This window comes from Cochlodiniinecator piscidefendens, from assembly GCF_011326755.1.
In the GTDB taxonomy this organism is placed as follows: Bacteria; Pseudomonadota; Alphaproteobacteria; order Rhodobacterales; family Rhodobacteraceae; genus Cochlodiniinecator; species Cochlodiniinecator piscidefendens.
On record NZ_JAAOIE010000001.1, the window covers coordinates 901,204 to 913,836 of the forward strand.

General features: G+C 51.4%; 13 protein-coding genes, 3 tRNA genes and 1 pseudogene. 11 read left to right on the forward strand and 6 right to left on the reverse strand.

Features of this window, described 5'->3' with window-relative positions; genetic code table 11:
• Position 1: 1 nt before the first annotated feature.
• Positions 2–376, reverse strand: coding sequence for a putative periplasmic lipoprotein (locus G9C99_RS04475; RefSeq protein WP_166416220.1), 375 nt, complete (start codon positions 374–376; stop codon positions 2–4).
• A 146-nt stretch (positions 377–522) separates the two neighbouring features.
• Here G9C99_RS04475 and G9C99_RS04480 point away from each other — a divergent pair.
• Together G9C99_RS04480 and G9C99_RS04485 are read left to right on the forward strand one after the other, a co-directional pair.
• Positions 523–597, forward strand: a tRNA-Gly gene (locus G9C99_RS04480).
• 23 nt (positions 598–620) lie between these two features.
• Positions 621–695: transfer RNA gene (locus G9C99_RS04485), tRNA-Gly, on the forward strand.
• Positions 696–773: 78 nt separating this feature from the next.
• On the opposite strand, the gene G9C99_RS04490 is transcribed toward G9C99_RS04485, so the two are convergent.
• The 3 genes from G9C99_RS04490 to rlmB form a co-directional block, all read right to left on the reverse strand.
• Positions 774–1,247, reverse strand: a complete 474-nt coding sequence (locus G9C99_RS04490; protein ID WP_166416221.1) for a CoA-binding protein — start codon at positions 1,245–1,247, stop codon at positions 774–776.
• A 193-nt stretch (positions 1,248–1,440) separates the two neighbouring features.
• Positions 1,441–1,911 carry a YHS domain-containing (seleno)protein gene (locus tag G9C99_RS04495; RefSeq protein ID WP_231703958.1) on the reverse strand — a complete coding sequence of 157 codons (471 nt, stop codon included), beginning with the start codon at positions 1,909–1,911 and terminating at the stop codon, positions 1,441–1,443.
• Between the two features lie 349 nt (positions 1,912–2,260).
• Positions 2,261–3,040, reverse strand: a complete 780-nt coding sequence (gene rlmB / locus G9C99_RS04500; RefSeq protein WP_166416223.1) for a 23S rRNA (guanosine(2251)-2'-O)-methyltransferase RlmB — start codon at positions 3,038–3,040, stop codon at positions 2,261–2,263.
• A gap of 111 nt (positions 3,041–3,151) precedes the next feature.
• Between rlmB and G9C99_RS04505 the strand changes: the two genes are divergently transcribed.
• From G9C99_RS04505 to lysC, 7 genes and pseudogenes are all read left to right on the forward strand, one after another.
• Positions 3,152–3,235, forward strand: a tRNA-Tyr gene (locus G9C99_RS04505).
• Between the two features lie 223 nt (positions 3,236–3,458).
• Positions 3,459–4,850: pseudogene (locus tag G9C99_RS04510) on the forward strand (transposase).
• A 471-nt stretch (positions 4,851–5,321) separates the two neighbouring features.
• Positions 5,322–6,155: a formylglycine-generating enzyme family protein gene (locus tag G9C99_RS04515; RefSeq protein WP_269434811.1), complete on the forward strand. Its 834-nt coding sequence runs from the start codon at positions 5,322–5,324 to the stop codon at positions 6,153–6,155.
• 474 nt (positions 6,156–6,629) lie between these two features.
• Complete coding sequence (locus G9C99_RS04520) at positions 6,630–6,995, forward strand: hypothetical protein (protein WP_166416225.1); 366 nt, start codon at positions 6,630–6,632, stop codon at positions 6,993–6,995.
• A 101-nt stretch (positions 6,996–7,096) separates the two neighbouring features.
• Positions 7,097–7,549, forward strand: a complete 453-nt coding sequence (locus G9C99_RS04525; protein WP_166416226.1) for an N-acetylmuramoyl-L-alanine amidase — start codon at positions 7,097–7,099, stop codon at positions 7,547–7,549.
• Positions 7,546–7,860 (forward strand): hypothetical protein, encoded by a 315-nt coding sequence (locus G9C99_RS04530; RefSeq protein WP_166416227.1) that lies wholly within the window; start codon positions 7,546–7,548, stop codon positions 7,858–7,860. The genes G9C99_RS04525 and G9C99_RS04530 overlap by 4 nt, the downstream gene beginning before the upstream one ends.
• Positions 7,799–8,044: an Rz1-like lysis system protein LysC gene (gene lysC, locus G9C99_RS18740; protein WP_456236824.1), complete on the forward strand. Its 246-nt coding sequence runs from the start codon at positions 7,799–7,801 to the stop codon at positions 8,042–8,044. Before G9C99_RS04530 ends, lysC begins: the two co-directional genes overlap by 62 nt.
• A 186-nt stretch (positions 8,045–8,230) precedes the next feature.
• On the opposite strand, the gene G9C99_RS04535 is transcribed toward lysC, so the two are convergent.
• Both G9C99_RS04535 and G9C99_RS04540 read right to left on the reverse strand, forming a co-directional pair.
• A complete protein-coding gene (locus G9C99_RS04535) occupies positions 8,231–8,593 on the reverse strand; it encodes a hypothetical protein (RefSeq protein ID WP_166416228.1) in 363 nt (120 codons plus the stop codon).
• Between the two features lie 277 nt (positions 8,594–8,870).
• Positions 8,871–9,704, reverse strand: coding sequence for an MOSC domain-containing protein (locus tag G9C99_RS04540; protein WP_166416229.1), 834 nt, complete (start codon positions 9,702–9,704; stop codon positions 8,871–8,873).
• Positions 9,705–9,854: 150 nt separating this feature from the next.
• Here G9C99_RS04540 and ftrA point away from each other — a divergent pair, with 150 nt between their 5' ends.
• The gene (gene ftrA, locus G9C99_RS04545) at positions 9,855–10,868 is read left to right on the forward strand and encodes a transcriptional regulator FtrA (RefSeq protein WP_205859822.1); all 1,014 of its coding nucleotides are present in this window, start codon (positions 9,855–9,857) and stop codon (positions 10,866–10,868) included.
• A gap of 344 nt (positions 10,869–11,212) precedes the next feature.
• Positions 11,213–12,220 (forward strand): IS110 family RNA-guided transposase, encoded by a 1,008-nt coding sequence (locus tag G9C99_RS04550; RefSeq protein ID WP_166416231.1) that lies wholly within the window; start codon positions 11,213–11,215, stop codon positions 12,218–12,220.
• The last annotated feature ends 413 nt before the right edge of the window (positions 12,221–12,633 follow it).

Consider the following 12,633-nt stretch of genomic DNA (forward strand, 5'->3'; position numbering starts at 1 on the left):
CTTACCCCTCCACGATAACCAAAACGGGACCGCTCCCGTGGGGACCAAAATCGAGCAGAAGTGAAAACAAATTAGGCGTGGCCCCAATTAAAGTTGCCCGCAACGTTTGCATGGATCCAGCTGGCATTGTGAGCGGCATATCAGCAATCACTTCCATCCCCTGACTCTGGAGGCCATAGAGCGTCACATCGGCCTCTTCGCGGCTCTTGAGTTCTACAATGACCTCCACCCCATCTGGCGTCCTTGTGGCACGTATGACATTGGCATCTATTGCCAAATTTGAATGACCCTCATGCGCAGAACTCGGACCAACGATCCCCCATACGGTCACAAATGCCATCGTTGCACCATTTATGAAACTTCGTCGTGCGATCATGATCCCTGTCCCTTTGCATTTCTTAAGAGTGATACGCAGCGCGATCAGATTTCCGTCGCGCCCCAGCAAAGTTTTTTTCCCGAAGTCTCATTTTCCGCTTGCAGGTTAGGGCTATAATATTTAGATCAGCCCTCACCAGACAGGATGCGGGCGTAGCTCAGGGGTAGAGCATAACCTTGCCAAGGTTAGGGTCGAGAGTTCGAATCTCTTCGCCCGCTCCAGTCTGATAAAATACAATCCGGTTGCGGGCGTAGCTCAGGGGTAGAGCATAACCTTGCCAAGGTTAGGGTCGAGAGTTCGAATCTCTTCGCCCGCTCCAGATTGTAAAACTTCCCAGAACTCAGAATGATCTTCCCAGACAAGCAGCCTTAAACGCTGCGCTGCTAAGCAATTCTCATTATAGTTTTGACGATATTACGCCGGTGTTAAATCCCCCCATGCGTAATTCCCCAAACAAACGCTGATATTCAATTTTCGGGCACCGGTTTTGAATGACCTCAACACCCCTTGCTTCAGCCATTTTCGCTGCATCAACGTGTTCAACGCCGATCTGCATCCAAATTGTCTTCAAATTTGGCAAAACCTCTAGCGCCTCCTCCAGGATTGCGGGCACTTCTTCTGACCGGCGAAAAATATCGACCATATCAATCGAAGATCTATCTGGAATGGCCGACAGGCTTGAATGGACATCCTCTCCAAACAACCTTTGCCCAACGGCAACGGGGTTTACTGGAATCACCCGATACCCGCGCAACGACAAATAGCGCCCAACAAAATGACTTGGGCGAATTGGATTAGGAGACATACCAACACATGCAATGCATTTTGTTTGGGTCAGGATATTTTTCAAAAGTCGATCAGAATACGTCATAAATGGTGATTATCACCGTTCCCCAAAAGAAAAAAGCGCCCCTTGCAGTTGCAGAGGGCGCCAGTAGCGGAACGAGGGACAGTATTAGAAATCAGATGTTCCAAATCTGGCTTCTACTCTTCAATGTAGGTTCTCAAAACTACATTTAAAGATCATGTAAAACACTTGTGAAGACGACGTTAACAGCCAAGACCTATGCCAGCACGTTTGGCCAGTTGTTATCGGCCAACGCAACATTGCCAGCAATATCTTGTGACCAAATCCCACGAACCGTTAAATTATAGTTCAAAAACAACTTACCTTCGTGGATTGTCCATGCATCTGGTTCCGTTGTAGCAACTGCTCCGCGAGAAACAGCATAAGCACAATATCCACCATACTGAGGCGCGTACGCGCTGGGATTCATTTCAAAGGCTTCTAAATTTTCAGCAGTAGCAAACCGCCAGATCGCGCCACCCCACATTAATCTATAAGCGTCATCACCATAAACAGGTGCGGAATCGGTAAAATACGCAACGGGGTCATACCCATTTATCGCCACGCCTTCGTGCTGATACACCATAGGCGACGAAGCCATTGCAGGGCGTACCAATGCTCCGCTTACGGGAATGGTAGCAAGTAATCCCAAAAATGCGCGACGGGTGTTCATTGGTAGTCCTTTCATTCAGATTTACTTAAGAATGATTGCTCTTTGACAGGAAAGCTAGCCGCCTAACAGAACTGTGAAGAAATACCCAATTTTCGCAACAATTCATGGCTGAAATAGACTGAGGAAAAAAATGGTGACTTAAAAACAAGAATTTTTGCTGGACAGTTCTCTGATTTCACTCAGAAACTTAGCATGAATAATTTCTTTGCAGCTTCTGCGAGGAAATATTCTTAGGCACAGAATTCTGGATGTTGCCTAATCTCTTTGTAACTTTAGAAATTTCTTGGAACCTACAGCGCAATCGAGAAATTCGCAATTCTAAGGGCAGCGCGATTCTAAATAGTGCCGCCCTTAGAATTATCGCTTAAGCTTGTCCAACAGCATACAGCCCAATCGCCGCTGCGTTAGAAACATTCAACGAGCCAAAGTTCCCCGCGAAGTTAATTTTCACCAAATGATCTACGGTTTCTTTGGTTTTTTGACGCAACCCCGGCCCCTCTGCACCAAGTACAAGTGCAATCGGGCGGTTTAGAAGGCCAGCGCTTGCCTCTTCGATCGTCATGTCAGCGGTGCCATCCAGCCCAAGCACAAGATAGCCCATATTTTGCAACTCAATAATCGCATCCGCGAGGTTCTTAATTCGTAGATATGGCTGACGTTCCAACGCGCCGGACGCAGTTTTGGCCAAAGCACCCGTTTCAGGCGCGGAATGACGATGAGGCGCAATCACAGCCCGCGCGCCGAATACCTCTGCCGAACGCAAAATGGCCCCGACGTTGTGCGGATCTGTCACCCGGTCCAAGAGCAAGACACGAGGCACCTGTCCGTCTTTGGCCATACAGCATTCATCAATGCTCCCCCAGTTCAGCGGTTTAACCTGTAACGCCACCCCTTGGTGGACAGATTGCGGGTCGATTGGCGCTGAGAACCGCCGAGAATCGGTAAGCTCGGCATCCAGTCCGCTAAGCTCAATCTCATCCGCCAGTTTATCGTAGGCGTTCTTTGTCACAATCAAACGCAGCTTTTCGCGTGCTGGGTTTTTCAACGCGTCACGGACCGCATGTATTCCAAACAACCACACGGTTTCAGCCGCCGCCGCGCGACGCCCCTGCTCTTTTTCGATGACCCACTTAGGCTTTTTCATTGCCATGACCTTTATTTTCTTACTGGCGCGGACAATGCGCTGAGCCTTTCTCAGATACAAGCGATTTTCCTGTTGACGCCCCCGGTCTTACTCTCTAAATCGACCCTTGTTGGGCGATAGGCCGCAAGGTGTGGCAGGGGACTGTAACTCCCTCGAGGCGACTCACGCCTGGTTCGATTCCAGGATCGCCCACCATCATACTATTTCAGTCAATGAAAACAGTATGGTGGTGTCCCGCTCTTTCGTGCATCAGCTCCACTCGGTCCTCGCCCTACCCACTACAATAAACCACCCACTGGCACCCGATTTGAGATGGTCAATTCTCGCGCTTTATCAGCCTACTCTGTTGAAAAACTCTTGTTGATCTGAAGCGTTGTCGTTGATTCAATTGCCTTGTTCATATTGGAGATTGATCGCGATGATGGGACCACGCCAGGAAGCACAATCTGCTCTGTTCTATTATTTCTCGATAGAAGATCATGTTCCATTTGATCAACCTGTTGCGTGCGATTGATGGTGTCGTTGATTTGTCCAGCGTTCGCGCCCATCTGACCGAATTCTACAGCTCCACTGGCCGCCCTTCTGTCGATCCTGATTTGATGATGCGGATGCTGTTGGTTGGATACGTTATGGGCATTCGCTCTGAACGGCAGCTTTGCGAAGAAGTTCATCTGAACCTTGCTTACCGCTGGCTTTTGCAAGATGGATTTATCGGATCCAATTCCGGATCACTCGACATTCTCAAAGAACCGACATGGCCGTTTCCACGACAAAGATGTGCTGTGCCATGTGTTCGAGACGGTGGTCGCCCAATGCACCAAAGCAGGTCTAGCAAGCGGACAACGATACGCGGCTGATGCGAGTATCATAGCAGCCGACGCCAACCGTCAAAAGTCCACCCCAAAGGCGGATTGGAACTCTGAGGCCATTGATCCTAATGACGCGCCACGCGCAGTTCGCGAGTGCCTCGGTACATTGGACGATGCCGCGTTTGGAGATGCCAGCCGAGTTGTGCCCAAGCTCATCTCGCGTTCAGATCCAGCATCTCAATGGACTGGTGCGCGCGGTGGGCCTGCATATTTTGCTTATTCTACCAGCTATTTAATCGATACAGATAATGCTGTGATCCTAGATGTGGAACCAACTAGGTCCATTCGGCAAGTCGAGATTGGGGCCATAAAAACTTGATTGATCGCGTTCGCAAAACGCATGATCTCAAACCTGAACGTTTGATAGCTGACACCGCTTTTGGCTCAGGCCCCATGCTGGATTGGCTGGTTGAGAAACGCGGAATCGCGCCACATATCCCTGCAATCGATAAGTCGGGCCGCAAAGATGGAACATTTGAGCGGCCTGACTTCACTTTCGATACTGAGACGATTTATATATCTGTCCCGGTGGCAAAGAACTCAAACTATTTCGCCGAGCGTATAAAACGCCGCGAACAGGCGTAAACAACGATGAGACAATCCGTTATCGCGACCGCAAACCAGATTGTGATGCCCGTCTATTAAAGCCACGCTGCTGCCCAAAAGAACCGCAACGCAAAGTCACCAGATCAATCTATGAAAGTTCACGTGATGTTGCGCGACAACTGGCCCAGACAAAGCAATACAGCGTCTCATGCAAACCGCGCAAAAAGATCGAGATGTCCTTTGCTCGTCTCAAACACATTCATGGCCTTGGCAGGCTCCGATTGCGCGGCCCATGCGGCGCACATGATGAATTTATCCTCGCTGCAACCACCCAAAACCTCAAAAAGCTAGCAGAACTGGCCCCAAACCAAAACTGCATTGGAAAAACCGCGTAACAGAGACGCTTGGTTAGAATCTTCTACTGGAACCAGTTTTAAAACCTTCGAGTTTTTCAACAGAATAAGTTCAAAGCCGCCGTTGATTTGAAGCACGGCGAATGGCAGGAACGAGCCCCAGTTTACTCAATGCTGCAGTGCGCACCAATGACTGCTAACCCTGAGGTCCAACAGGCTAACATCCTAAGAGCGGTCGGCGCGCATTTCTGCATTTGAAAGATTAGTCAAAAGAGCGTTGACAACCTGAAGGATACCGCCCTAATTTTCGACGCGTCGACTGACGATCTGATTATTAAAAACTTTCGATCAATTCTCATATAAATATATGGAACAATCAGTTTGAGATTTTTTTGCATTGCCGCCTTACTCTTTGTTTTTATTAGTTCTCCCGTTCATGCTCAGTACGTACTGCAGGACGACACACAACTTTCCCCACTCGACATGTTTCAGGAGTGTGATGTTTGCCCTGAAATGATTGTTCTACCTCAGGGTGATTTTACAATGGGTGGACCAATTGGGGACTCCATCAATGGGTTGGTCATACTGGATGGAAAGCTGGCGATGGTTGAGGTCGGACATCCCGCAATTGGTGCTGATGAACGCCCACTTCACCGCGTTGAAGTCGATATCCCGATCGCTATGGGTAGGAACGAAGTCACTCATGATCAATGGATGGCTTGTGTCGATGATGGCGGTTGCAATGGGTATGTTCCCGGCGACACAGTTTTATATATTAACGAGGCACGCGAACGCGTTGAAACTATCGTTCGGGGCAGCCACCCAGTAATCGATGTGTCTTATCTTGACGCGCAAGCCTATGTCGCATGGCTTAACGAAAAGCTTGGCGTTGACGTCTACCGATTGCCAACTGAAGCCGAGTGGGAATATGCCGCCCGTTCAGGGACGCAAACACGCTTTGCGCAGGGCGATGCATTGACCTCTGATCAAGCAAATTTTTTGGGAAGTGGAACAGAACAACTAACTGGGGTTGCTCGTCCTGATCTTCTATCGCGGCGAGTACCCGTTCCAGTGGACGACTTGGACGCAGCGAATGGCTGGGGTCTGCGCCATATGTCCGGAAATGTCATTGAACAGACCCGATCCTGCTACACGAGTGAATATGCTGGGTGGTCAACAACAAGCGAATGGCTGCGTCAGAGCATGGTTGATAGCTGCAAACGGGTATCTCGGGGCGGTGGATACAGCACCGCTATGGATTTTACACGAGTTGCGTCGCGCGGGGCTGGCGAAGAAGATTACAGAAGCACATATTCCGGCTTTCGAATTGTACGGCAAATGATTTGAACCAAGGAAAAAATATGACAATTATAATAGGTAGCACAATTTGTGGACCATTTCAGGGCCGGCCAACAACGCCCACAAAGGTGATTGGAATAATGAAGCAGTAAGTCGACTTTGGGGCTACCGCTGAGAAGGTCGGCTATGTCCCGCATCGTGTAAGTTCGACGCCTGATCTATGCTGCGACATCTACGAATGGCCGGTTGAACCGCAGCGCGGCAGCACGAACTTTTTCGTTCATGCCGAATTTTTCACGCTGCGAGCGCACGCAGCGAAGAATGTGATCGTCTCCTGTGGGCTCTCTTGAGACATTCGCTGCGCAAATCATAGGTGTCCGCTTTTAGTTTCGATCTTCATTGAAGTTTTTTTGCATCACCAAAGTCAAACAAACCTCTCTCACACATCGACATTCGGCAAATCAAGCGCGGCTCAGCGCTTCCCGTTGTCGTGACCACATTTTGGCAAGAAAGGCCTGCTTTATGAGTAATAGAATTTGGGAAAACATCGCGCTCTGGCTTGGCATGGCGCTCACGTGGATGGGAGGCGAAGTTGGCCGGGTGCTTGTTGCTGGAGGCTTTGGCGGGTTCTTTCGCTGGATGCTGTCCAACAAACGCCGCCTTTGGGATGGGTTGTTTTCAGTCCTTGGTGGGTTGATCTCGGCTAAAAACCTCTCCCCAGACGCGCTTGTCATCGTTGAAAAATCCATCGACGATCTGGGGAATGGCCCGGACGTTGTGGCCTCTGCCGCCTTCATTGCGGGATTGGCCGGCATGTCGGTCACCAAGATCGTTATCGCCATTGTTGAAACTCAAGCGGCCCGGATCAAGGGGCCAGCCAATGAGTAAGAAAGCCACAAAAGAAGAGGGTCGCGTCTGGTTGGTCGCGATCCTTGCGCTGGCCACATATTGGGGCGTGAAAGCCCTGTTCTTCTAAGGAGATCAAGGAAATGATTTACCAAGGGAAAAAGCGTTATCCGTTGACTGAAGTGGTTCTGCATACATCTGCAACCACATCCGACTGGTGGAAAGGCAAAGATGTTAATGAAATGCAGGACGAGATCCGACGCTGGCATGTCGAAGATCGTGGCTGGCGTGATATCGGTTATGCGCGCGTATTCTCCCCTGATGGCCGAATGGCACTCGGACGTTCAATCTATTCCATCGGAGCCCATGTCAAAGGCCGCAATCGCGGCACCATCGGCATTTGCATGATCCCGATTAAAACAATCACCAAGATGGGCATCGTGACCGATTACTACACCGACGATCAAATTTACGCAGTTAAGCATTACATCAAAGAGTTGAGCGAGCTCACTGAAATCAAAAAGGGTTCCGGTCACAACGACTATGCGAACAAACTGTGCCCTGACTTCAAAGTACGATCTGAGGATTGGCTATGATCGCGGCCTTACGCCTCCTGCCATTTGTGGCCTCTGGGTTGCTGGTGGCGGCGCTCTGGTGGGTTTGGTCAGATCGGGCCAGCCTGCAAGCTGACAACGCTGCCCTGACGCGGGAGCTGTCCGTTCAGACACAGATTGCCGCCCAAATGCAAGAGGCGCGCGCTGTGGCCCAAGCCCACGCCGCCCGCGTTCAATCCAAAGCCACAGAGTTTGACACTCTGCGCGAAACCATCCTGAGAGGAGAAGACGATGCGGATTTACCTGATTGGTTCACTGATCATCTTGACCGCCTGTTCAGCGCCCCGAACTGAAACCCGATTTGTGGCGCCGGAAATCCCGGCCGCTTTGCTCGCGCCCTGCGAAGTACGAGAGCGCCCAAGGCAAACATTGCGCGACGTGGCGCTGATCCTCACCGATCACGTCGAAGCACTGGACGCTTGCAATGGGCAGATTGAGGGAATTGCGAAGATTGTAGGGGTGAAGGGCGAGAAATAATCCCTACAAGCTTCAATAGCACCCTTATTCATGCGCTTCCTGATCAGAGTCTTTTGAGGAAAACGCTTGGCAATCCCGCTCTGACGGGCCAAGAATAGAGTAAGTGTTCACTATCGTAGTAATAACCCTTCTAAGCGCATCAGACGATCACTCAACGCTACGCCCGTTCCACGATCTTGATCGCGGTCAATAACCCATTCCCCCGCCCTCTCGTTCTTCATCTGGTTGCCGACTCTCGCGGAGTGAAATTCCGAATGCCGTTTCACATCCCCTCACTGTGGATGCAGTTACCGCGCCAATGCCTGTCCTACATTGTGCGACCACATTCAAATGGTGCGGGTCTGCACCCTTAGGAACCAAAACGAGGTAACTGTCGTTCGTTACGCCGTCAGTATGTTCGACGTCATCGGCGGTATAAACGTCAAATTCTTCACCCTCGTATGCATAGACTCCAACGCGCTGAAAATTCTCGAATGCTGAACAAGCACTCATCACCGCAAGAGTGCCAAATACCGCTAAAATTTTGATTGTATCAAATCGTACCCTCATTCCTTCGCCCTCCAATATCGATCCAGAGGGTAGCACAATCGGCATGACTAGTCGAGAATCGGCCCTATGGTCAGTTCGCTCCCTTTAGATCATCATTCCCAGCGCCGTCTTGAATTACCGTTTTGGGCAGTAAGTGACATTTGCAAAGTTTGGCCCGTCTCCCGACAGCGGCCTTTCGTGTAGCGTGCGGCGAAAGCCAGGTGAGAGCCCGAACTCACCGATGCTGCAATTGGAACGAAGGTCCGCTGTTCACTTACCTCAGCACAAACCTCTTGAATCATTCTTCTGGATTAACCAGATCGCCCCGCTCGACGATTCCGTCCTCTAGTATATCCGCGCGCAGACCTCCACGATGCACGAGACCGCGTAACATGCCCGGGGGTGTTGTCTTTTGCAGCCATGCGCAGGGCTCGGCGAGGCGTGATCCCTGACAGAGAAGACCGCCGATGCGAAAGCGCTTTCCCATCAGGGAGTTTAGGTCGATGTTGCGCGTGACAATGTTACGACGAGCCTCAGCAGCAGGCATCTCAACACCATGTTCTGATGCCAGAAACTCAATAGCTTCCGCCTCGATTAATGTAAGTGCTTGCCCCCAACGGCCTACTTCCGAAAAATGGCCTTTTCCAAAGGCATAGCGGTCCCCATCGATTCCAACTCCAGAAATCAGCCGGGCCGTTTGCAGCTCCTCAGCTGGCGCACCGGAATCAGCAAACCGATATATAGCCTCGACTATTCCGCTCTGTGCATCACGCGAGGGCAAAGCCAGCGCGGGTGCGGCGACAACCCAGCCTTCTACTATCTCCTGCGAGCCGCGTGTCACACCCCCCGGAATCCAGGCAACATCGGACGGCGTGCCAGCCATCACGACGTACCCATCGCCATCAGCCAAACGTGCGATCCACCAACCTGCCCACTGAAATTCGGCCGGATCTCTCACAGGGATCAAAGCGAGGTTCTGCGCAGCCAGCCAATATCCGATACCATCCAAGCCAATGCCAGTTGAAGAGGCAGGCACTTCATCAACATCTACGCCAAGAATTTCGGCAAGACAGATCGAAAACGTTGCGTTTTCTGTTGAGCGAACGGCAGGCGTAGAAGTGGCTGTTGTCATATCCGGTTGTACTCCTTTTGGTGGTCGGTTTCTTGTCCAGCACGGTCGAAAGAAATACCCAGACCGCCGCCAGAATACGTCAGGAGACAGGCCCTTACATCCACATTTTTTTCTTCCGTATTGTCCAAAATGCCAGTATTCGGTCATATTATGCCAAACGTACAAAACGCACCTGAAACAGACGGTTCCGTGACCAGTCATTTGCCCGCAAACCGAGATAATTTGCGCGTCAGCCTACTCGCCTACGATGGGCTATGCGCGTTCGAATATGGGATTGGCCTTGAAGTGTTCGGGCTTCCTCGGCCAGAGTTTGATCGTTGGTATGACCTAACAACTGTTGCTGCGGAGCCAGGGCCTCTAAGGGCAATTGGCGGCATAAGTGTTTTGCCGGATGCTGGGATCGAACAGATATCTAAGGCAAACGTCGTTATTGTCCCTGGCTGGCGCAGCGCCCACGCGACAGTGCCAAATGACCTGATTGAGGTTTTAAAAGCAGCTCATTCCAACGGTGCAAAAGTGGCATCCATTTGTTCAGGTGCCTTTGTCCTCGCTGCGGCTGGCCTCTTGGATGGGAAGCGGGCGACAACCCACTGGCGTTATGCCGAAATACTCGCGGACAGATACCCGAAGGTTCAGGTGGAACCGAACGTGCTGTACGTTGATGATCAATCGGTTCTGACATCAGCGGGTTCGGCCGCCGGTCTGGACCTGTGCCTGCATATTGTCCGGCAAGACTTCGGCGCAGAGTTCGCAAATACAGTCGCACGAAGGTTGGTGCTTCCAGCGCATCGCGACGGCGACCAACAGCAGTTTCTTACGGCACCTGTGCCGCATGAATTAGGAGGACGAATATCTCCATTGCTCGACAAAATCCGCGCAACGCCTGACCAACACTGGCCGCTGTCTCGGATGGCGGACGTCGCAGGCCTTACACCTCGCACCTTTCAGAGGAAATTTCACGCTACCACTGGGAAAACCCCACTGGCATGGCTGACGAAAACTAGAGTGGCTCATGCAGCGGATCTTTTGGAAGTGACCGATTTATCGCTCAGCAGCGTTGCTCAAGCATCAGGATTTGGCAGCAGTGAAACTTTTCGCAGAGAGTTTCGCCGCCTACGCGGAGCATCACCATCGCAATACCGAAATATGTTTTGGCGCAATTGAGCACCAAATATTATCCAAACAGAAGCGGACACTCGCGCAGTCGCGGCGAAAGTTAACTGTGTCCGCATTGTGTGAATTTCCCAGTTTCGCGGCGAAGGTCTGCAATTCCAAATATGCGTGTTTGCTTGACGACTGCTTTGGGCTGGGTACAGTCATAGGCGGCTTAGGGCAGAAAAGTGACATTTGCAAAGTCTCTCATTAGGCACCAGCCTAGCCTTAACATTGCTTGGTTTCGCTGCCGCGCGGCAATCCCAACGGGGATGGGGTGGATAGCTCCTGACCCACCCCGCGTCGCAATGCGCCATACTGCAGTTGTCTATCACTGCTAGGAAAGGAGCTACCTAATGCAAGTTACACCAGTCGGCATCGATCTGGCCAAACATGTTTTTCAGGTCCATGGGATTACTAAGGATGGGGAGGTTGTTTTCAATCGAGCTATCCGTCGCGCACAACTCATGCAGTTCTTCACCAAATTGGAACCCTGTTTGATCGGTATGGAGGCATGCGGGTCCAGCCACTATTGGGCGCGAGAACTCACCAAGCTTGGGCACGATGTTCGCCTGATCCCCGCCAATTATGTGAAGCCCTATGTCAAACGCTGCAAATCTGACGCCAATAATGCCGAAACAGTGACACGTCCGACGATGCGGTTTGTTGCGCCCAAGTCCGAGGAACAGCAAGCCGTCTTGTTCCTGCATCGTGCGCGCGATTTGGTCGTCAGGCAGCGAACTCAACTGAGTAACATGCTTCGCAGCCTGCTCGCCGAGTTTGGTGTCATCATTCCACAAGGGACTGGGGCTGCCGTCAAATACGCAAAGGGTGTTTTGGAGGGAGAAAAACCTGCCCTTCCCGAGATTGCCATAGATGTCCTGAGACTACTCAGCCATCAACTTGTTGCGATGCACCTACGTTTCCGTTGGTACGAGATGCGCATGTGGCGGCATTCGAAATTAGACAAACGTGTCATATTGTTGCGCACGATCCCAGGCGTTGGACCTGTGACCGCTTCAGCCATTGTAGCCACTGTCGGCGACGCAAAGCAGTTTAAGAATGGTCGGCAATTTGCAGCTTGGTTGGGCCTAACACCCCTGAACTTATCCAGCGGCGGAAAAGAACGCCTGGGGCGGATCACGAAAATGGGCGATCGCTACATCCGGCGTCTTTTGGTGACCAACATGACTGCGCGATTGCGACAAATGAAAGTGAACCCTGACCGCGTCGATCCATGGGCCATCGCCCTTCTTGAGCGCAAGCCTGCACGACTGGCGACCTTCGCAATGGCAAATAAGACCGCACGAATAGTCTGGGCGGTGTTAGCCAAGAACGAATACTATCGGCCTCACTCAGCCTAACAAAAGGAACACCTGAGACAGCAAAACCTATGAAATAATGGCGCACAGTCAGCCCGCCAACCAATACACCCCGTCGAATGTCCAGGACACATTGTTGTTCGATAAGCCGTTTGGGACTTGGTCGCGGAAACCATCAGGGCCAGCGGCTACGAGTGCCGCGCAAACAGGCCGGACACACGTCTGCTTCTGACCAGTGCAAAATTACTTCAAATATGTCTTGCTATGCAGGAGCTATCCACACAAGCCGTTCGCGCATCGCGCAGCATTTTTGTCGGCTAAAACGTCGGTGTGCGGACGAAGTTAACTTTCGCTGCGTTTGCTTCCAAGGCCTGCTTTCTAGCATTGGTCAGGCAGACGCCGAGTTGTAGATTACCGGCATCTTGCCCCGCCAAATGTTCCAAGTGCTTTCTGTA